This is a genomic window from Paenibacillus riograndensis SBR5 (assembly GCF_000981585.1).
GTDB lineage: Bacteria > Bacillota > Bacilli > Paenibacillales > Paenibacillaceae > Paenibacillus_AQ > Paenibacillus_AQ riograndensis.
Genome location: NZ_LN831776.1, coordinates 2,722,156 through 2,741,614, shown reverse-complemented (window position 1 = coordinate 2,741,614; position 19,459 = coordinate 2,722,156). Strand labels below are relative to the sequence as shown.

The 19,459-nt window shown below is 47.2% G+C and carries 20 protein-coding genes and 1 pseudogene; 5 read left to right on the top strand and 16 right to left on the bottom strand.

What is annotated here, in order from left to right; translation table 11 throughout:
* Positions 1–37: 37 nt before the first annotated feature.
* From PRIO_RS11060 to PRIO_RS11030, 6 genes are all read right to left on the bottom strand, one after another.
* Positions 38–1,195: an iron-containing alcohol dehydrogenase gene (locus PRIO_RS11060; protein ID WP_020431924.1), complete on the bottom strand. Its 1,158-nt coding sequence runs from the start codon at positions 1,193–1,195 to the stop codon at positions 38–40.
* 601 nt (positions 1,196–1,796) lie between these two features.
* On the bottom strand, positions 1,797–2,627 hold the full coding sequence (locus PRIO_RS11055) for a hypothetical protein (protein ID WP_141639186.1): 831 nt from the start codon (positions 2,625–2,627) through the stop codon (positions 1,797–1,799).
* A 10-nt stretch (positions 2,628–2,637) separates the two neighbouring features.
* Positions 2,638–3,117 carry an anti-sigma factor family protein gene (locus PRIO_RS11050; protein WP_020431919.1) on the bottom strand — a complete coding sequence of 160 codons (480 nt, stop codon included), beginning with the start codon at positions 3,115–3,117 and terminating at the stop codon, positions 2,638–2,640.
* Position 3,118: 1 nt separating this feature from the next.
* Positions 3,119–3,652 (bottom strand): RNA polymerase sigma factor, encoded by a 534-nt coding sequence (locus PRIO_RS11045; protein ID WP_039790650.1) that lies wholly within the window; start codon positions 3,650–3,652, stop codon positions 3,119–3,121.
* 295 nt (positions 3,653–3,947) lie between these two features.
* Positions 3,948–5,234 carry a VTT domain-containing protein gene (locus tag PRIO_RS11035; protein ID WP_020431911.1) on the bottom strand — a complete coding sequence of 429 codons (1,287 nt, stop codon included), beginning with the start codon at positions 5,232–5,234 and terminating at the stop codon, positions 3,948–3,950.
* A 62-nt stretch (positions 5,235–5,296) separates the two neighbouring features.
* Positions 5,297–8,419: an efflux RND transporter permease subunit gene (locus PRIO_RS11030; protein ID WP_020431909.1), complete on the bottom strand. Its 3,123-nt coding sequence runs from the start codon at positions 8,417–8,419 to the stop codon at positions 5,297–5,299.
* Between the two features lie 191 nt (positions 8,420–8,610).
* On the opposite strand from PRIO_RS11030, the gene PRIO_RS11025 reads away from it, so the two are divergent.
* Positions 8,611–8,895 carry a lysylphosphatidylglycerol synthase domain-containing protein gene (locus PRIO_RS11025; protein WP_020431908.1) on the top strand — a complete coding sequence of 95 codons (285 nt, stop codon included), beginning with the start codon at positions 8,611–8,613 and terminating at the stop codon, positions 8,893–8,895.
* An 18-nt stretch (positions 8,896–8,913) separates the two neighbouring features.
* Here the strand turns inward: PRIO_RS11025 and PRIO_RS11020 are convergent.
* Positions 8,914–9,246: pseudogene (locus PRIO_RS11020) on the bottom strand (manganese catalase family protein); the annotation flags it as partial.
* Between the two features lie 576 nt (positions 9,247–9,822).
* On the opposite strand from PRIO_RS11020, the gene PRIO_RS11015 reads away from it, so the two are divergent.
* The 3 genes from PRIO_RS11015 (at position 9,823) to sigJ (ending at position 12,253) form a co-directional block, all read left to right on the top strand.
* On the top strand, positions 9,823–10,359 hold the full coding sequence (locus PRIO_RS11015) for a dihydrofolate reductase family protein (protein WP_046502316.1): 537 nt from the start codon (positions 9,823–9,825) through the stop codon (positions 10,357–10,359).
* Positions 10,360–10,465: 106 nt separating this feature from the next.
* The gene (locus PRIO_RS35500; protein WP_167345608.1) at positions 10,466–10,972 is read left to right on the top strand and encodes a hypothetical protein; all 507 of its coding nucleotides are present in this window, start codon (positions 10,466–10,468) and stop codon (positions 10,970–10,972) included.
* Between the two features lie 423 nt (positions 10,973–11,395).
* Positions 11,396–12,253, top strand: a complete 858-nt coding sequence (sigJ, locus tag PRIO_RS11010) for an RNA polymerase sigma factor SigJ (protein WP_020428500.1) — start codon at positions 11,396–11,398, stop codon at positions 12,251–12,253.
* 119 nt (positions 12,254–12,372) lie between these two features.
* Here sigJ and PRIO_RS11005 read toward each other — a convergent pair whose 3' ends face one another.
* Positions 12,373–12,852, bottom strand: coding sequence for a carboxymuconolactone decarboxylase family protein (locus PRIO_RS11005; protein ID WP_020428499.1), 480 nt, complete (start codon positions 12,850–12,852; stop codon positions 12,373–12,375).
* A gap of 91 nt (positions 12,853–12,943) precedes the next feature.
* The gene (locus PRIO_RS11000; RefSeq protein WP_020428498.1) at positions 12,944–13,684 is read right to left on the bottom strand and encodes an SDR family oxidoreductase; all 741 of its coding nucleotides are present in this window, start codon (positions 13,682–13,684) and stop codon (positions 12,944–12,946) included.
* Between the two features lie 171 nt (positions 13,685–13,855).
* Here PRIO_RS11000 and PRIO_RS10995 point away from each other — a divergent pair, with 171 nt between their 5' ends.
* Positions 13,856–14,446 carry a TetR/AcrR family transcriptional regulator gene (locus PRIO_RS10995; RefSeq protein ID WP_039788310.1) on the top strand — a complete coding sequence of 197 codons (591 nt, stop codon included), beginning with the start codon at positions 13,856–13,858 and terminating at the stop codon, positions 14,444–14,446.
* Between the two features lie 162 nt (positions 14,447–14,608).
* Here PRIO_RS10995 and PRIO_RS10990 read toward each other — a convergent pair whose 3' ends face one another.
* From PRIO_RS10990 to PRIO_RS10960, 7 genes are all read right to left on the bottom strand, one after another.
* A complete protein-coding gene (locus PRIO_RS10990) occupies positions 14,609–15,178 on the bottom strand; it encodes a manganese catalase family protein (RefSeq protein ID WP_025705782.1) in 570 nt (189 codons plus the stop codon).
* Between the two features lie 85 nt (positions 15,179–15,263).
* The gene (locus PRIO_RS10985; RefSeq protein ID WP_020430534.1) at positions 15,264–15,530 is read right to left on the bottom strand and encodes a spore coat protein CotJB; all 267 of its coding nucleotides are present in this window, start codon (positions 15,528–15,530) and stop codon (positions 15,264–15,266) included.
* A gap of 3 nt (positions 15,531–15,533) precedes the next feature.
* On the bottom strand, positions 15,534–15,749 hold the full coding sequence (locus tag PRIO_RS10980; RefSeq protein WP_039790013.1) for a spore coat associated protein CotJA: 216 nt from the start codon (positions 15,747–15,749) through the stop codon (positions 15,534–15,536).
* Between the two features lie 644 nt (positions 15,750–16,393).
* Positions 16,394–16,669, bottom strand: a complete 276-nt coding sequence (locus PRIO_RS10975) for an HPr family phosphocarrier protein (protein ID WP_020430557.1) — start codon at positions 16,667–16,669, stop codon at positions 16,394–16,396.
* Between the two features lie 72 nt (positions 16,670–16,741).
* On the bottom strand, positions 16,742–17,050 hold the full coding sequence (locus tag PRIO_RS10970; protein WP_020430555.1) for a PTS sugar transporter subunit IIB: 309 nt from the start codon (positions 17,048–17,050) through the stop codon (positions 16,742–16,744).
* Positions 17,051–17,064: 14 nt separating this feature from the next.
* Complete coding sequence (locus PRIO_RS10965; RefSeq protein ID WP_020430553.1) at positions 17,065–17,382, bottom strand: PTS sugar transporter subunit IIA; 318 nt, start codon at positions 17,380–17,382, stop codon at positions 17,065–17,067.
* 141 nt (positions 17,383–17,523) lie between these two features.
* Positions 17,524–19,449 (bottom strand): BglG family transcription antiterminator, encoded by a 1,926-nt coding sequence (locus tag PRIO_RS10960; protein WP_046502307.1) that lies wholly within the window; start codon positions 19,447–19,449, stop codon positions 17,524–17,526.
* Positions 19,450–19,459: the final 10 nt, after the last annotated feature.

Sequence of the window (19,459 nt, the reverse complement as noted above, 5' to 3'; positions counted from 1 at the left end):
TTGCTCTTTAGGCAGTATTAAACAGTTCCCGCGGTTCTTAATGAAACAGCTTGCCGTATACCGCCCCGATATCATCCAGCGTCATTGCCTTCGGATTGTTGCCCATCAGCCGGGTAACCTGTGAAGCCGCGAGCGAAAGTTCGGGAATATCCTCGCGCGCAGCTCCGAAGAGCGTCAAATCCTGAGGAATGCTCATCTCCCGCGTCCACAGCCGGATCTGCTCAATCACATGCTCGGCATCGCGCTGTCTTCCCGCTCCCGTCTGAAGTCCCATCGCTCCGGCAACAAGAGCCAGCCGTTCCACAATAACATCAAAATTAAATTCCATCACATGCGGTAAAAGCATGGAATTGGCAACTCCGTGCGGTACATGAAATTTCCCGCCGATCGGATAAGCCAAGGCATGCACAGCCGCCGTTCCGGCGCAGGTCAGTGCCATTCCGCCGTACATGGAACCAATCAGCATATCCTCCCGCGCTTTTCTGTCGTTTCCGTGGTGATAGGCCTGCAGCATGCTTGCAGAAATGTTGCGGATGGATTCAAGCGCGAACATGTCGCTGAACCGGTTGGCCTTGTTGGAAATAAACGATTCCAGCGCGTGGGTATAGGCATCCATTCCCGTCGAAGCCGTAATATCACGCGGCAAACCAAGCGTCAACAGCGGGTCCAAAATAACAAGCGCAGGGAGCAAGTAGCGGCTGACAACGCCTATCTTCAGCTCTTCCTCCGGCAAAGTCACAATGGCGTTCGGTGTCACTTCCGAGCCTGTGCCCGAGGTGGTGGGGATCAGTACCGTCGGAATGCCCGGATTCGGAATCAGATCAGTCCCCAGCATTTCCCGGACAGAGAGGCTATTGGTTTTCATGACAGACAGCAGCTTTACAACATCCAGCACACTGCCTCCGCCGATACCGATAATCGCATCGCAAGGAATTTCGGCTATTGCGCTGTAGAGCTCTTCCAGTTGGGCGATGGTCGGTTCAGGCTGAACATCGGTATTCCAGTGCACGGCGATACCGCCGCTCTTCAAGAGATTTGTAACTTCGTCCAGCGTGCCGCTGCTTTGAAGAAAGGGCTGGGATACAAGCAGCACCGATTCGAAAGACCCTAGCTTTTGCAAATGCTCCACAATCCGCTCTAAGGAACCGCAGCCCGCGATAATGCTGCGAGCCGTTTGAAAAAAATACTGTTCCATCTTATCTTCTCCTCTGAACGTCTTGATACATCAATTATCGTCTTCAGTATAGCATAGTGTTGCTTTATTACAACAGTTAATTGATTTTTGTTAATGCAAAATAAAATAATGTTGCTTTATGCAACAATTATTTTATTAAAACCGTATACCAAGGGTCAGTCGCGGGTCGACTTGATAAGGTTACTAATGGTTTGTGAAGCAGAAATAATGTTTGCATTTAATTCTATTGAGGCATACAACTGTAACTCGCGGGGAATGTAAAAAGAGCCGCAGATGCTGCCCCTGTGGCTCTTCTTATCAAACTATCTATTTAACTTGTGTATACCTCATTGTCAGAACACCCGCTTCTGCTCCCGCTCATCAATAATAATCTGCACCGACTCCTTAAATCTTAGCGTATGGTCGCGCTGTGCATAATTCGGCCCGAGTCCGGCGGCTTCGAGTTCACTAATTGATGCATCATTTATACCCTGATTGGTAATATGATGGCAAGGCTTCCCTAATCATGTCCGAGGTATGGTTTGCCGGCCTCTCCTTCTACCACCAGTCAATTACATGTCAATCCGTATTGTTATTATTTTTCTTGATAAATACGAACTTCCTACTTAGTTTTCTTTCGAAACGAGTACAACCACTGTATGAACATTCCAAGCGATAATACCATCATAATCAGCCAAAGAACCCCTCCAACAAAAGGGATATTCATAAATGCCACAATTAGTGTTGCTCCGGTAATGAGCCTAACCCATTCATTGGGGATCCATTTCTCCTGAAAAAAGCCACCAATCGTATAGCTCAAGGAAGTCATCCCCATGATGAAGGCTGCCAAGAAGATCAGAAAGAAAATAAGCAACAAAGGAATACCCACAATTGTCATAATGCACAGTATACTGAACGAGACGAGGATTGCACTGCCTAGCGTGCCTAGGTACAATGGTTTCCTCCAATACGTGATCGGGTGCCGCTTCACCCACGCTTTGCCTTTTTGCCCTCCGATTAAGTAGAAAAGCAACGGTATAAAGATCAGCAAAAGACTGCTTGCAAGTTGTACAAACCATAATCCTGCGACCATTCCTCCACCAATGAGAAGACTGTTCTGAGTACCGGTATCCGGTGTAATATTATAGATATCATCACCGATGGCAGCACCATCATCCTGTGTAATCCGGCCTCCGATTACCACGATAGCTCCGTCGACATGCGCAGTTGGAGCTAAGTGTAAGCTTCCGTTGATAACAATGACAATCCCCGTTGCGTGACCGAAAATCTCTGCATCCCCACCAACAACATACAGATCGTCAACGGTTTGTCCTACAGGGACGGTTGTCTCTGAATGTTTAAACAAGCTGAGGGCAGACACTTGTTGAGGATAACACAACAGGATTGCCATAGTAAGGAGTACAATCAAAGAAAGTATTTTGGTTTTCATCATTTTATCCTCCTCATATAGCGGCCGACCGCAGCACTTTACGAATGAACAGAACAGAAACAAGGAGCACGATTAGCGATAAAATGACCACAATACCTGAAAACACTGGGATATCCGCTACTGCATGAGACGCTGCATAAAGCAGTGCTCTACCGACTACCCATAGGCTCTTGATAAGAGGAATGATTATAGAACTGGCTTTAAGGATTATCAGGACAAAAACCAGAGCAGAAAATAAAAGTACCCAAAGCCAAAGCTTACCAAGACTCTGTTTTGCACTTTCTTTTGCCACTGCTTGCATGATCCGGGTTTCCAGCTCAGCCGGCTCGGCCAGCTCATTCATAGCTGCAGTGAACATTTGTTTGAGCTCCATCAATTCAAGCAGCAAGGATTGGCAGGAAGGACAGTTATCCAGATGCGATTCGATTTGGAGTTGCTCCTCTTGTGCCAGCTCCCCATCTAGGTAGGCTGACAATTGTTCATCGGGGTGCATGTTATTCCCCCTCCCCTCTATTCCATATCTTTCGAAGCGACATCCTAGCCGAAAACAACCGGGATTTGACGGTTCCAATCGGAATATCTGTCAGCTCAGCAATCTCTTCATAGCGATACCCCTGAACGTCGTGCAGAAGAAGGATTTCCCTCTGATCAACCGAGAGTCGGGCCAGTGCATCTTGCATCGAGATCTTCAAATCAGAGTCTGCGGCAGAATCAACCGGGATCGTCTCTTCCAGCATATCTTGGGTCCCTATGGCCTTGGTTCTTTGTTTCAGTTTATCCTTGCATAAATTTGTGGCAATACGCATAAGCCAACTGGAGAACGCATGAACATCGCTCAGTTTGCTTAGGGCAAGATAGGCTTTTATAAAAATTTCCTGGGACGCATCCTCTGCCTCTTGGCGGTCTCCCAGCATACCAAAGGCATGACGAAATATAATGCCTTTATAACGGCTAACGAGTTCTGCAAAAGCTTCCTGGTCGCCTCGTCTAGCCCGGTCAATGGTCAGGCTTAGCTTCTCATCCACCACGTTTTTTCAACTCCTGCCGATAAAGAAGCTTTTCCATGATGCCATACTCTAATGCCATCTATAAAGATCAGACTAAAGCTATGGCATTATGAAAGTATAGCGGTGTAATGAAGCACAAAGCTGACGAAGATACCAAACAAAGCGCCTACAAAAACCTCACTCGGCCTGTGACCAAGGAGCGTGATAAGGTATATAGGTACCTTGATAAACTGGGCCGCTACTATCGCGCAAAGAGCAGAAATAAGCGGAAAGTTATGAAGGATAGCCATATTTACTTTCTCCCTTCGTTATATAATCATGCCTTAACGGTTTGCAACTTCCGGAGAATCTCCAGCAGCATTACATTGAGACTTACCCATACTCCGCCAAACACATACCCCGCAAAGACATCACTTGGATACTGCACCATAAAGTAAATCCGGCTGATCCCTACAGCGAAGCAAATCAGAATGACACCTAAAATAATGGGCGTATGGATATGACGAAAGCTATAATATCGCAGTAGCAGGAAAGCAGTAAAACCGCATACTGTCAGTGAAATTAACGTTTCCTCACTTGGAAAGGTATTGAAAAGCTGAACACCAGCCGTAACAGGCCCTGGACGATGGAACACCATGCGCAGCATATCGTCAAGAAGCTCCCCTCCGGCAACTACCCATACTAAAAAGGTCAGGTCCAACCTGCGTTCTTTACTGTGCAGTACGATCCATAGTGCGGTCAGCCCAAGTACAGGACCATAGAAATAAAGGGTGCCGAATTTCGCAAAGGCTTCCATCCATCCGCTCCATTCGGTTCCAAAGGTGGCTGCAACCAGATAGTTTACAATCTCATCGAACAATCCGAATTCCTGGGCCAGAAAGTCCTGGATCAAACCAAGCATCAGCGAAAAAAACAATACGAAAAAGGCAAACGAAGCAAGCAGCAGAAACCGGACCTTGCCGAACGAGTTAAAGCGGCGCCCGCCCTGTATAAGTAATTGCATGAGCGTTTCGATCACCTGATGTTTGTACCGGCGGTATAAATAAATTACGGCGGTCAAAAGGATCGACACAACAGTGAAAATGATCAGATAGCGGTTGACCGTTGAGTGATACTGTTCCCATTTGGGACCGAGTACTTTGCCCAAGGAGATAAATAAGCTCACCCAGAAGATTGCGCCGCTATACGCAAAGAGTGCATAGCGCCGGAACGGCATACGGGTAACACCGCAAAAATATCCGGTAATATGCCGGACGCCTGGGATGAAATAGGCTACGAAAAGAAGTTTGTCCCCATACTTCTCAAACCAACGGTTCATTTTCACTATGCGTTCCTCTGTAAGATGGATGCGTGCCCCATATCGTGCGATAAACGGTCTTCCCAAACGGTAACCGACCCAATAAGATAGCGTTACTCCAAGCAGGACACCTGTACCCGCAGAAACAATACAGAGCATCCAGCTCAGCTTTTGCTCATATACAGAGAGACCGATGTAGCTCATCAACATCTCACCGGGAAGCGGCAGTGCCAGCATTTCAAGGCAAAGGAACAGAAAGATAAGACCATACCCGTAATGCTCCAGCAAATGGGTCAATATGTCCAAGGTTAATCGCCTCCCGGATACAGGCGGATTGTTTACTAAACAATCCGCCCTGTTCTATACAATCATACCGGGGTACTTGTACCAGTGAGGCTGGCTTCCCGGAACTTTTTACGATTCATGGCTTCATACAAAATGGGTATGACTACAAAACTGTTTAGCGTGGACGTGATCATACCGCCGATGACAACGACACCCAGCACCTTGGAGATCACTGTTCCGTCATCCCCCGAAAGCGTCAGCGGAACCAAAGTCAAAATGGTTGTTGCAGCGGTCATGAAGATTGGGCGTACCCGGGAAAGACTGCCTTGCATAACGGCGTCCCGCAAGCCCAGGCCTTCGCGGCGGTTACGCTCGATTTTATCAATTAGCACGATTCCGTTCGTAACTACGATACCTGTTAGCATCAGCACGCCGATCAGCGCTGCAAGATTCCATTGTCCGTGCACCGTGTAGAGTGCAAGAACAACACCGGAGAGCGCGAGCGGAATGCTGATCAGGACAGCAATTGGAGCCCGCCAGCTCCGGAAGACGAAGCTGGTAATGAGCAATACAAGAAAAATGGATAGGACAACGGCAATGATCATCTCAAAGATCATTTGCGTCACCTGCTGCGTGATGCCGCCGAGCGAATAGGTGACGCCTTCCGGAAGATTCGTGGTCCGGAGCACCTTATTCACCGCTTTCGACACCCCACTGGTATCGCTGGAAACAATTCTAGCCTGGACTACCGTATAAGGCTGGCCATCTCTCTCTTGAATGGAGGAACCGGCATCACTTCTTTGGAGCGTTCCGAGCTGATCGAGCCGATAAACCGTCCCATCCTTCCCCTTAACCGTCTCGGCTGCGAGTGAAGCCAGCACCTGATCCGGTGTATAGACGGGAAGCGGACCGCCAGCCTGCGCTTGTCCCATCTTCACGGGGTCGAGATAGACATCGACAGGAATGATACCCGTTCCGCTGGAGACCGAGATATCGAAGTCTTTTCCTTTAGTCATGTAACGGGACAGCACCTTGTTAATATCATTCCTGCTAACACCGGCTTTTAATACTTTTCCACGATCAAGCGCAATTGAAAACTTAGGAATTCCGTTAGTCAAATCCGTTTTGCCAACAACGCTCAGACCCTCAATCCCTGCAAGGCCCGAACGCACCGTAGATGCCGCTTTATCCAAAGTTCCTGCATCTGATCCGCTGAGCATAATATTGATTGTGGAATCATCGCCCGCGATGTTCTGGTTAGTGATCGTCACCGCTGCCACGCCTTGCTGGTTACCCAATCTTTCCTGAAGGGAATTAATATAACTATTCACTTGTTTCTGATCCTTGAGCGCTACTGACAAATTGGCAATATTCGGCTGCTGGATGTAGCCGCCCCCTTGGTCAAATACGTCGTCCGCCTGCGGTGTGAACGAGGAGCCAAACGTTGACGAGAATGAAGCAACCTGCGAATCCTGCTTCAGCACCGTTTCCACATTTTGTACCGCCTTATCAACTTCGGATAACGCTGTCCCTTTTGGAAGCTCAAGCTGAACAGCTACCTGACCACTGGCTGTGCTGGGCAGCAGGCTAAACGGCAGCTGCGAAGCAAAAAATGCCGCGGCGATAAAGATCACTAGCGATACGCCCAGTACGGTTTTTTTGTGTTTGAGCGCCGTTGTTAGGAATGGTTTCATGGCCGGTTCCAGCGTCACCGCTTTTCCGCCCGGCTTATGCCAGCCCATATAGGCGAACGCCGGGATTACGAGCATAGCAACCAGGAACGAAACGGCGAGCGCGATGACGACAGACCAGGCAAAGCCGGAATACGATGCGCCAATAATGCCGCCTACTAATGCGATAGGTGCGTATACAGCCACCGTTGTCGCCGTGGAGCCGAAGATGGCTGGAAGCATTTCCACCACGGATTCAGCCAGTACATGCAGCGCGCCTTGATCTTTCTTTTCCTGCATCTTCCGGTGCATATTGTCGAGGATAACGATTGCATCATCGACAATCCGGCCCATGGCCACAATAAGACCAGAGACGGTCAAGATATTGAGTGTGACACCCATTGCCTTTAGGATTGCCGTCGTCGCAAGCAACGAGATCGGCAGTGATACCGCGATAAGCAGGGTCGAACGAACGTTTCGGAAGAAGAACAGCACGCACAACATCGAGAACACACAGCCTAGAAGTCCTTCTCGAACAAGTCCCAACAGGGAAGCATTCAAGTCATGGGCGCGGTCTCCGGTAAGCGTCATGGTGACATTGCCGCCCTCAACGGCAGGCAAGGCAGCTACACGAGTTTTGACCTGTTTGGCAACGTCCGTAATGTTGGCCCCTGAAGTTTTAATTACATTGATTAGAACGCTGGCCTTACCGTCCGTACGTGACATCGTTTGTACGTCATTAAGAGAGCGTGAAACGGAAGCTATGGCCGATAACGGTACGCTGACGCCATCACTGTTCTTGATAACGATATTGTTAACATCTTGTTCAGTCATATCCCAGCCTTCCACGCGTACAGGGAATGGCGATTTCACATTCTGTATATAGCCTTGAAGGTTCGGCACGGCCGCCGATACTGACTTGTTGAAATCGTCGAGCGTTAATCCGGCTGCAGATAGATCCTTAGTATGGATCAGGACCACGTATCCGTTCTTTGCACCCCCGACGGCCTGAACATCTGAAACACCGGGTACAGATTTCAGTTGGTTAACAATTCCAGCCTGAACCGTCGAACGCAAAGTATCGTCATCCACCTTCTCATTATTGGCAGTCAGGCTGTAGCTAAGAACCGGGAATGTGCTGGTCGTGAGCCTCGTCACGGTTGGTGCATTAACATTGGCCGGCAAATCAGCGTCACCCAGCGCCATCCGGATATCCTGTTCCGCCTTGTCCATGTTGTAATTCATAGGGTAATACAGATTCATCAACAATCCGCCATCATAGGATGTTGTTTCGACATTGAGAATCCCGTTGGTTTTTCGGATTGCCTGTTCAATTGGTGTTGTAATATCACGTTTCACCTGATCCGCCTGGTAAGCAGATGCGCGAAGCGAAACCATCAATGTCGTGTTATTGATGCCCGGCAAATAATCGCGCTGCATCTGAAACGCAGAAACTGCTCCCCAAGCCATAAGCAGCACCACTACTATAGTCAGGATAGCCGCACGTTGCATCACGGCTTCAACCCATTTTTTCATCCCTAACATCCCCTCTTTTCTTGGTATAAAGAAAAAGACTCCGGAATGCAGGCGATTGTTCATCCTGTAATAAATATTTTTTAATTTTTTATAAATGACCTGAACATTTTCTTTAAATGTAAGCCCATAAGGGCATACTGGCTACACAAACGTAAGGGGATGAATGGAAATGGTGAAGGCGAAAAAACGGTTTGCACGTTGATGTTCCTTTTCAATCGGCATTAGGCATTTACACCGTCGCTGCAGTGGCTGGTCTTGTCAGTTTAGCACCCGGCGGCATTGGCGGTTTTGATCTCATTGCCCTGTTGGGCCTTCAGGCGCTTGGCTATCCTCCTGAAAAATCGGTACAAATTAACAGCAACCACCCGGAGAAAGATGCGACTCTTGCTACTGCTTGGCACAAGTATGTAACGGGAAATGTAAGAAGACCCACAGATGCTGCTCCTGTGGCTCTTCTTATCAAACTATCTATTTAACTTGTGTATACCTCATTGTCAGAACACCCGCTTCTGCTCCCGCTCATCAATAATAATCTGCACCGACTCCTTAAATCTTAGCGCATGCACAATCTCCCGCTCCCGCAGGAACTTCAGGCTGTCCTGCAGGTCTACGTCATCGGTCATGTCGATCAGCCACTGGTATGTAGCCCGGGCCTTTTCTTCGGCTGCAATGTCCTCGTAAAGGTCAGCCAGCGGATCACCCTTGGCCTGGATATACGTTGCCGTCCAGGGCACACCTGCCGAATTCTGGTAGAACAGCGCATGGTCGCGCTGTGCATAATTCGGCCCGAGTCCGGCGGCTTCAAGCTCGCTGATCGAGGCATCTTTTTGAGGTTATCAGTTATGTTTTACAGATTAGATGCACGAGGAACTAAACCTATTAGACCGGATAAATTGTAGTCCTGTTTAACTTGTAACAGTGGCACCGATCGCAGAGCACATTTAAAACAGGCTCATAAAGCTCCCAAAGCAAAATCATACAAAGAGTGAACGAGTCGATAAGACGCCTTGTAAAGGCTAAGGAGAGCATCTATTTTAATAGCACATCAGTTGATGCTGGTGATGCTTCACTACAACGTAAAATGAGAAGCTCGAGGAAGTAAATAAAAAGTTGCTAGAACAGCTTAAGCTTCGTATGCAGAGGTCTATCAAAAGATCTGACAGGGAGCAGTTTGCGAGGTAGCTGCTCCCACTGTCATTAAGTTAACGGGCAGAATTGTTTAACTTACCATCCTTCGTTAAATTAAATTTGTATTCGGTCAGGCCAGAACTGTGCACATTAGCAATCCTTGAGAAACCGGACATGCTGTTGGATGATAAAATGTAGGCATAAAGGAGGCTGCATATGGAACGTGTGATCTTGATGATGAATGTGCGAGAAAACCAGGGAGGAGAATCAGTCGCATGGCAAAGATCGTTTTCGCATTGAACCAGTCTCTGGACGGATTCGTCGACCACGACCACCCGGCATTTCAGCCCGACCCCGTGCTATTCCGTCATTTCATCGACGACGTGCGCGGCCTAGCGGGCAGCCTGTACGGGCGCCGCATGTACGAGATCATGCGGTATTGGGACGGAGACCATATGGAATGGGATGCGCCGGAACGGGAATACGCAGCGGCGTGGCAAAGCAAACCGAAGTGGGTGGTGTCGAGGACGTTAAAGTCCGTCGGTCCGAACGCTTCTCTGATCGAGGGCGACCTCGCAGCGGCCATACGTGGGCTGAAGGCTCAGCATGAAGGGGAGATTGAAGTTGCCGGGCCGGAGTTGGCCCACAGTCTAACGGAGCTCGGTCTCGTTGATGAGTATCGACTCTATCTCCATCCAGTCGTGCTGGGTCACGGCAAGCCTTTCTTCGCCGGTCCTCGGCCGCCGCTGCGCCTCGTGGCAAGCGATCGAATTGGCGAGAAGGTAATCAGGTTGACCTACGTTCCAGCTTAGTTGTGCGGTTGACCCAGCGGCCTAAAGGACACGTTACTTTTAATAGGGATTCTCCGGCTGTAGCGGCAGTCAGAGGATCCCTTATTCTTAAAAAATTTGTACAGTTATGCGAAATGACATAGTTATTTATGGAAATGGTACACTGTACGATCCGAAAGACATCTTACGTTTCAACGGGCATGAGCTGCATTTTGTTTTAGCACCATCCGGTGATCATATGCTGGTGGGTGATAATATTGAATTGTTAAATATTTGGGAAATTATAGCAAACCACGAACTGTTAGGATATCGCACAATAAGACAACCTGAAGTTCCTTCACCAGGAGTTGGTGAAGATTTGGCACCATTACCTCCTTTTGGACTTCATATGAATCCTATAACATATTCATATATAACCTATTTTTATAAGGATGCATATTTTCAGGGTTGGCGACTTGGTGTAAAGATGGCGAATATCAGTGATTTAAGCAGAGTCGCAATGGATATGTATTCAATACACAGCTGGGATAGACAAATTTCATCACTCTCGAATGATACACATGTTAGGTGTCGACTATATGATATTATAATTTTAAAGGATCAGCATTTATTACGTTTGAAGGGGATAGTATAAAGGACTTAGATCGATATGGATGGGACAATCGTGCTTCGTCAATCCAGCAAGGCATTTTCGGAATTTTTTCTCACCCACGCCTGTTCATTAACCACAATACGGTAAATACGATTTGAAAAAAGGTCGCCTCTTACGAATCGATTCTGGTGTCGGCAAAGCCGGGTTTTGCGGTTAATTGAATGGTGTAATGATCATGCTATTGAAATCCAGGATTAAGCTAACGGGAATTCTTTAGAATTGATCGGGGATATTGTTATGCAGAGTGGGGTTGAATTGTTGCCGCTTTGGTTGTGTTGATATATTATTCGAATCATTCCGTCTATATAAATGGGGATGTCACAAAATCACCCCGTAACTCGTTTTATTTCTAAGGCCTATTTTGCAATAGGTTTAATATATGGGGAACCGATCGGAAGTGAAGACATGGAGGAACTGTATCAGAAGTATAAAGGGCTGCTCTTTAAGCTCGCCTACCAATTAACAGGATCTGTTACAGACGCCGAGGATGTTGTACACGATGTTTTTCTGAAAATAGTCGATGTACCGCCGGAGAAGCTAGCAGAACCTAAAGCCTATCTTTGTAAGATGGTAACGAATCGCTGTCGGGATTTACAAAAATCGGCTCGCAGGAAACGGGAGCAATATTATGGGGAATGGCTCCCGGAGCCCCTGCATAGCATGAATGATGATGCGATAGATGCGGTCGTCCGCGACGATCTGCTATCATATGCGATGCTTGTTCTGCTTGAAAGGCTATCACCAACGGAACGTGTCGTATTTGTGCTTCGAGAGGCGCTTGGCTTTGACTATCATGAAATTGCCGAACTGGTGGAGAAGAGTGAGGTGAACTGTCGTAAACTGTTCAGCCGGGCTAACGCGAAAATGGGGATTACATCTGAACAACTTGTTCATTCTGAGGGAGCTACCCCCGAGCTCGTCCATGGCTTCCTGAGCGCTCTGAAACAGGGCAACCTCAATCAAATCTTATCCATCCTGGATCAAGAAGTTGTCCTTGTCTCCGATGGAGGAGGCAAAGTCTCGGCCGTTGTAGAACCCCTCTCTACAAGAGAACTTGTTGCACAGTTCCTGGTTGGTCCACTGCACCGGGCATCAACGATCGATGGAGTTCATATCGAGGTCGTTCAGATGAACAGACAGCCTGCATTTATTCTTCGATCTAGCGAAGGGATTCATACCGTCGGGATATTTCATGTGGAGAAAAATCGGATTCGTAACATTTATATTGTCCGAAACCCGGACAAGCTGAAGCACGCCCAATAATGAAACGAAGCACAAAGAACCCTGCGAAGGTTCTTTGTGCTTCTGTTTTGACATCGATGCTGCCAGAAATCAACCTTGCGACTGGCTAACCTCCTGGTTTGGCTAGCTCGTTAGACAGCTTAGCTCAGGCCGGCTTTAGTCAATCCAAATGCTGCGTCAGCTGAACCCGGTACGTTCTTAAAGGCGACGTTAACACGGTTCCAGGCATTGATCGCCATGATCGAGAAGGTGAGATCTGAAATTTCTTTTTCAGACAATTGTCCGCGAACGCGGTCATAGATGTCATCAGATACGCCATGCTCCGGCAGCTTGGTCAGAACCTCGGTCCATGCCAGCGCAGCCCGTTCGCGTGGGCTAAATAGCGTGGATTCACGCCAAATCGAGATGTGATAGAGGCGCAGCTCGCTCTCGCCATGGATCTTAGCCTCCTTCACATGCATATCCAGACAAAATCCACACCCATTCATTTGCGAGGCTCTGATATGAACGAGATGACGAATTTTCTCTTCAATTGAACTTTCCTTCTCGGCATTGCTGAGCTCCATCATTTTTTTGGAAAATTCCGGTGATTGTTGCATGTAATTTATACGTTGTGCCATAACTACACTACCTCTCTTTTTCAATTTGTAATTTCTATCAACTTCGCCTTTCATACATATAACGATGTTACCTATTAATCCGTGACATTATTCAAGGTAATGCAGTCGGCCTAACCATAATTTCACTGATTAGGGTGTCATCAGGTTCATTAATGGCAAAAGCGATGGCTCTAGCAATGCTGTAAGGAGAAATCCCTACACCGCTTAGTTGATTGGCGATCGTCTGCACTTCCGGACTGGTAATACTGTCAAAAAGTTCAGTCTTCGTCAGACCAGGAGCAATCAAGGTAGATCGAATACGCGAAGCCGAAGACTCTTCCAGGCGCAGTCCTTCCGAGATGGCTCTAACTGCAAACTTGGTGGCCGCGTATACAGCATTTGTAGGGGAGACCTGATAACCAGCGGTAGAGGATAGGTTGATGATATGACCGGACTGCTGCTCCCGCATGGCTGGCAATACCGCTGCGATGCCGTACAAAACGCCTTTGATGTTCACATCGATCATTTGATCCCACTCGCCTACTCTTAATTCATGCAGCCTGGAACTCGGCATGACCCCTGCATTGTTCACCCATACATCAATTCGGCCATACGTATTTAAGGCAAACTTGGCCAATTTCTGCATATCTTCGGCAGAAATGACGTCTGCTTTTACAGAAACGGCCTCGCCGCCACCCTGTTTAATTTCATTTACAATCGCATTTAGACGTTCCTCTCTCCTTGCAGCCAATACCACCTTTGCGCCGTTTTGGGCCAACAACTTCGCTGTAGCTTCTCCTATTCCGCTGGAGGCTCCCGTTATAATGACCACTTTATTTTGTATATTTTCCATTGATAAATGCTCCTTTATACTCGATATAAAACATGCGTTGAATATTTAACGGCCGTTGATTAATATTATAGACAGACGCCTCGATTACTCAATGGTTAATCGATTCGCATTTGTTTTATATTCAACAACACCCTCAGAATTGTTGATCACCTGAAGGAGGTAACAAAAGAAATGGAAAATATTACAAAAACTGACCGCCGCATTATTCGAACTAAACAATCTATAACGAAGTCGTTTCTGGAGCTTTTTTCAGAAAAAGATCTTGAACAAATCACCATTAACGAGATAGCGGAGCGTGCCAATGTTAACCGCGGAACCGTTTATCTGCACTACAGTGACAAATACGACCTTTTGGACAAATGCATTGAAGATCACATCAACGAATTGATCTCGTTGTGCAAGAAACAGGAGGCTAATCCGGTTAGCCAGGGAATGGTATATAATTCTAAACCGGTTTTTGATTATATTCGTGACCATTTCCCGTTTTTCTCTGCCATGTTTTCCAATCAAAGAGCCTCTCTATTCCGGGACCGGTTGCTGCATTTTATCTCAGCCAGTCTAATGGATAAAATGGAAGGGCCGGACAATGGGCACGTTATCGACAATGAGTTAAATGCACAATTCTTGGCCTCTGCTTTTATTGGCATTGTGGAGTGGTGGATACGTCATCAAATGCCGCATTCCACGGATTTTATGGCCGATCAGGTCAGAAAATTATTTAAAAAAAATCAGATATATCCAAATGTCATGAAGCGTTCATGAACCTAGATAAAAACAGACCTTCAGAAGCCAGCGATAAGGGAATCGCCATTCCGAAGGTCTGCTGTTGTATTCATAAACTTATCCCTGGCAAAATCGGCAATAACAAAAGGGGGAACCTTAGCGATCAAGATATTCATAACGAAATTTGTGTATACCTCATTGTCAGAACACCCGCTTCTGCTCCCGCTCATCAATAATAATCTGCACCGACTCCTTAAATCTTAACGCATGCACAATCTCCCGCTCCCGCAGGAACTTCAGGCTGTCCTGCAGGTCTACGTCATCCGTCATGTCGATCAGCCACTGGTATGTAGCCCGGGCCTTTTCTTCGGCCGCAATGTCCTCGTAAAGGTCAGCCAGCGGATCACCCTTGGCCTGGATATACGTTGCCGTCCAGGGCACACCTGCCGAATTCTGGTAGAATAGCGCATGGTCGCGCTGTGCATAGTTCGGCCCGAGTCCGGCAGCTTCAAGTTCACTAATTGATGCATCTTTTGTTAATTTATATATCATTGTAGCAATCATTTCCAAATGGGCAAATTCCTCAGTCGAAATGTCCGTTAACACCCCTATTACTTTGTCTGGAATAGCATACCGCTGATTCATATACCGCAACGCGGCTGCCAGCTCCCCGTCCGCTCCTCCGTACTGCTCCGTTAGATAACGCGCCATCCGCACATCGCATTTGCTGACACGCACCGGATACTGCAGTTTTTTCTCATATATCCACATTCGGGAATGATCCCTCCTTAAGGTTTTGTAAATGTAAGCATCCGTGAATCAGCTTCATCCAAAACTTCATTTGCATACATGCCCGCTAGACCTGCCAAGGCCAAGGAGTCTGGTTCCATTCCCATGGACATTTCGAATAGGCGCGGCCGAAGCTCTGCAGCGGACCGTACAACTCCTGGAACTGATTTGCCAGCCGGGTGCGCTCTTGTGTAAGCTGATTGAACTGCTCGATGGCCCTTAGATCCTCAGGGTGGGTATTCAAATACAAATTCAGCTCCACCAGAGCAAAATCGAGAGTTTGCAGCTGCTCCAGCATTTCATAATAACGCGGCTCGCAAGCATTTGCTTCCATAGACTACTTGCCTCCTTTGCTCTTGGATTCATAAGGGCTGAACAGCGCAGGCCACAGCGTACCTGCCCTCAAAGCCTCGGGCAGCGAAAACTGCGGCCAATTCGGCGGCTGAAAATTGATAAACTGGTTCGGCGGGACAACATACGTCTTGAACGGCACCGGCGGGCATGGATCGAACGGGCCCCGAAAAGGGAAATATACCCTCTCTTGTGATTCCATCATACAGCTCCTCCTTTTTCCTGTTTTTCTGTGTTACAACGCTGGAAATTGCCTTCTTAACAAACTTATGACAACCACACGAGTTATAAAACGTTAATTAAAAAAAAAATAAAAAGAGTCCCAAGTGCCTATACGACCTTGGGACTATGCTCTAAAATTCAAATTGTTCACGGACGAATCAGCTACCAGTGATCTTAATGCTCACATGGGAGTATCCCACTTCGATTCAGATATTCATCCGTCTCACCGAATATCCGTTCCACCGGCACTTCTGCCGGGGTAAAAACCTTTGCTGACATGACAGTGTAAGCTAACCTGTGGTTTTTCTTGTCACAAAAAATGCTGCTGCCCATTTTCTCATGTTTAGAAAAGAAAGAGGGTGAAATGATCCGCCCTCTTTCATTCCAACAAGCGGATGGGTTGCGTCCCCTTGTTGATCTCTATAGACAAGAATGGTTTGAGCTGTTTAAATTACTTAATAAGTCGATAATTCTGCAACAGGGGTAGCCGTGCATCATTGTAAAACCATAAAAGGTAGAAAGCAGCGATCCTCCACTAACTTTTTCAACAGATATTCCTTGCAACTTTGGCTCCGATTCCGAAAATAACTCTTCCGTGTTGTACGTCCAGTTTTCGATGTGAGTCTATTCATGAACCTCGCCCAGCCCTTCTTTAACCATCACTTCCTGGAGTGCGCCCAGTGCTTCTGCCTCCTCTCCTCCTTCCGTAATCAGAGTTAGCGTGTCGCCGGTTTCAAGGCCCAGGGACAGCACACCCAGAATGGATTTCAATGTAACCTTCTTGCCTCTGGCTTCCGCAAAAGCTTCGGTATTCTTATATTTAGTAGCTGTATTGACTAGCGTAGTCGCCGGACGTGCATGAATTCCGTCTTCATCGGTAATTCTGAATGTTTTTTGCATAATATTTCTCCACCTTGTATTATCTTTACTTAATCCATACTTTTCCTTCTTTACGCAGCGTGAGATTGAACACTACTCTGCTGCCAGTTCCAAGGCTCTGGCCAGGACTTTTTCTCCGTTCATCCGTCCATAATCAACTGTATTGATCACATCTACTTTGACACCCTTAGGCACAAATTTCTTCTCATAATCCTTCCGCATATATGCAACCTGCGGGCCAAGCATTAATACATCAATGTCATTACCAAAGTTGGACAGATTCTCTCCGGCAGTCGCTTGAATGCTTACCTCCTGGCCACCTGTCTGAGCTGCTTCCTGCATTTTTTTAACCATCAAGCTGGTAGACATACCAGCAGAGCATACAAGTACAATCTTAATCATAATGTCGTCCCCTTTCAAATTTGAAGCTGATGAGTATATTCATGCAGCTCGATAATTTCTTTGGCTAAATCTTTGACGGTCATTGCATTCATTAAATGATCCTGGGCGTGAATCATCAGCAGTGAAATTTCGTGTTTGGTACCGCCAGCTTCCTCTTGTATCAATTGAGTCTGTACCTTGTGCGCATCCTTCAAATCCTGGGAGGCATTATCCAAAAGCTCAGCCGCACCAGCGTAATTCTTTTGCTTCGCAACCATAATGGCTTCCATCGCTTGGCTTCTAGCCGCACCAGACTTCGCGATCATCGACATAACCTTCTCTATATACTCCATTAACTTCCCCTCCGATTGCATTATTGTGCACCAGATCAACTTGGCGAAGTACTATACAAAGCTCCCAACCAAGAGAAACAGTGTTTACACAAGTATAAGCCATACCTTTTTCAACCTACAGCGAATGTTTTTCCGCTTACCTTAGGAAAAAAAGCAGCTTAACTCCCGGAATGTCTCTGCTTTAATCAGCTGCTCAACCAGCTCAGGGCTTTCCGTGATTTGGATCAGGGTATCGTAAAGGATTGTCAGCTCCTGTTGATTCTTCTTCCCCACACATAAAAGGCAAACGAACTGAACAGGCTTGTCTCCCCACATCACAGGTTTTTTCAAAGTGCAGATGACACCAAAGGTTTCTTTCGTTTGTGGAACAAGCGGATGCGGCAGGGCTGTCCGATTGCCAAAAGCGGTAGATGAGAGCTGTTCCCTCTGTTTAACGGATTCCAGAAATGCAGGTGTCACCAGATGCCTGGACTCCAACTCGTTACATAGATAACTTATAACTTCATCCCTGTTCTCCAGATCCAACTGCAAAAATGTCAGCTCTTCACGGATAAAGCCAATAAGTTCCTGCCCAAGATGTAAGACCATCCTCTGAATTTGCTGAAGGTCCGAGTTCTGAAGCAGGGTTTGTACTTGTACGACCGGAAGTGGCAATTCAGCCGGGAGAGGAACGGTACTCACAATAAAATCGATGATCTCCAGCGGAGCCTGGTCCAAATTATAATATCCATAAGTGCCGACGACCTCCAGTTTAGAACCGAAATGCCTATTGATCTTATGATATAACAGGCGGGCACTGCCAAGTCCTGTGCTGCACACGATAATGCACTTTTTGACGGCATAACGCTCTTCCAGCCGTTCCAGTGCAGCTCCGATATGGAGCGCAATATAGCCAATTTCTTGCTCAGAGATGTGCAGGCCTGATAGCTTTTGCAGCTTGGCGGCTCCAACAATGGCTGCTTGGAAAGCAAGCGGATATTCCATCTTGATAGAGTCCAGCATCGGGTTGTTGAAGCCCATCCCAAAGCGAATGCGGCTGAGAGCGTGCTTGAGATGCAAGGTAAGCCCCCATTCCAGCTCTGAATCATGCATGATCCCGAGTTCTAGGAGCGCTTCCATCTCTTCAATCATGGATTTGACATACATCCGGTATTCTTGGTCCGACTCTGTCAATGCCATTCGCTGGGTATCTCCCAGTTCTATAGACAACTCTGTACCCATTAAGTGCATAGTCAGGTACTCCACCTCATATTCAGGATAAAACATAAGGGCAGACCGGGACACCAGGGCGGCTGCAATGTCCTGGGCGGCTGTCGCTTCTTTGCTGTTGGCGGACCACATGTACTCCCGCGGCAAGGATAATATTAGATATCCTTCCCGGATCCGTCGTACAGCAATCATAATATGAATGGCGAGATTGTGAAGGCCGCGATCTGAAAAAAACAAGCCATGTCTCCTCATATTTCCAATGATGATGTCACGGACCTCTATAAATTCATCCCTGCTGAAAAAAAGGGGATATCCGTTATCCTCCGCATCATCCACGCCTGTCTGGTTAACATCTTCCCGAAAAGAATCCGCGATGCACAATCGAAGCTGGTATTCTTCTCCGCTAATCTTCAAGCCATAGCCTGGCTTGGTTGTGATTTGAAGTCCGTAGACATTCAGTCTCTGCCTCACGGACTTCAACACGTTTTGGACTGTTGATTTACTAACATACATTTGATCTGCTAATTTCTCTAATTTCACATAGCCTTCCGCCAACAACAATGTTCTCATAACGAAACCGACCCGGTCCATAAAAGTTCCTGTTGCAACAGCTGCGCTGGACATATGCTTTTTGAGCCAGGCATCAAAAGCCGACCGATCACTAATCTTCAGTTCATAGCCTATTCCCCGCAAAGACTGAACCTCGGCTCCGTGACTGGATATCAGGTCGTGCAATACCTTGATATCGCTTCGTATCGTTCTTGAGGTCACTCCAATCTCAATAGCGAGTTGCTCTCCGGTCACTGAAGAGTCCGTATGGAGCAAATACTGCAGGATGAGTACAATCCGGGGATACATACGGCTCTCC

Bases quoted from the DNA above. Each gene is read 5' to 3' on its own strand.
- PRIO_RS11060 (WP_020431924.1), bottom strand. From the start codon at position 1,195: ATGGAACAGTATTTTTTTCAAACGGCTCGCAGCATTATCGCGGGCTGC.
- PRIO_RS11055 (WP_141639186.1), bottom strand. From the start codon at position 2,627: ATGATGAAAACCAAAATACTTTCTTTGATTGTACTCCTTACTATGGCA.
- PRIO_RS11050 (WP_020431919.1), bottom strand. From the start codon at position 3,117: ATGCACCCCGATGAACAATTGTCAGCCTACCTAGATGGGGAGCTGGCA.
- PRIO_RS11030 (WP_020431909.1), bottom strand. From the start codon at position 8,419: ATGAAAAAATGGGTTGAAGCCGTGATGCAACGTGCGGCTATCCTGACT.
- PRIO_RS11015 (WP_046502316.1), top strand. From the start codon at position 9,823: ATGGCAAAGATCGTTTTCGCATTGAACCAGTCTCTGGACGGATTCGTC.
- PRIO_RS35500 (WP_167345608.1), top strand. From the start codon at position 10,466: ATGCGAAATGACATAGTTATTTATGGAAATGGTACACTGTACGATCCG.
- sigJ (WP_020428500.1), top strand. From the start codon at position 11,396: ATGGAGGAACTGTATCAGAAGTATAAAGGGCTGCTCTTTAAGCTCGCC.
- PRIO_RS11005 (WP_020428499.1), bottom strand. From the start codon at position 12,852: ATGGCACAACGTATAAATTACATGCAACAATCACCGGAATTTTCCAAA.
- PRIO_RS11000 (WP_020428498.1), bottom strand. From the start codon at position 13,684: ATGGAAAATATACAAAATAAAGTGGTCATTATAACGGGAGCCTCCAGC.
- PRIO_RS10995 (WP_039788310.1), top strand. From the start codon at position 13,856: ATGGAAAATATTACAAAAACTGACCGCCGCATTATTCGAACTAAACAA.
- PRIO_RS10990 (WP_025705782.1), bottom strand. From the start codon at position 15,178: ATGTGGATATATGAGAAAAAACTGCAGTATCCGGTGCGTGTCAGCAAA.
- PRIO_RS10985 (WP_020430534.1), bottom strand. From the start codon at position 15,530: ATGGAAGCAAATGCTTGCGAGCCGCGTTATTATGAAATGCTGGAGCAG.
- PRIO_RS10980 (WP_039790013.1), bottom strand. From the start codon at position 15,749: ATGGAATCACAAGAGAGGGTATATTTCCCTTTTCGGGGCCCGTTCGAT.
- PRIO_RS10975 (WP_020430557.1), bottom strand. From the start codon at position 16,669: ATGCAAAAAACATTCAGAATTACCGATGAAGACGGAATTCATGCACGT.
- PRIO_RS10970 (WP_020430555.1), bottom strand. From the start codon at position 17,050: ATGATTAAGATTGTACTTGTATGCTCTGCTGGTATGTCTACCAGCTTG.
- PRIO_RS10965 (WP_020430553.1), bottom strand. From the start codon at position 17,382: ATGGAGTATATAGAGAAGGTTATGTCGATGATCGCGAAGTCTGGTGCG.
- PRIO_RS10960 (WP_046502307.1), bottom strand. From the start codon at position 19,449: ATGTATCCCCGGATTGTACTCATCCTGCAGTATTTGCTCCATACGGAC.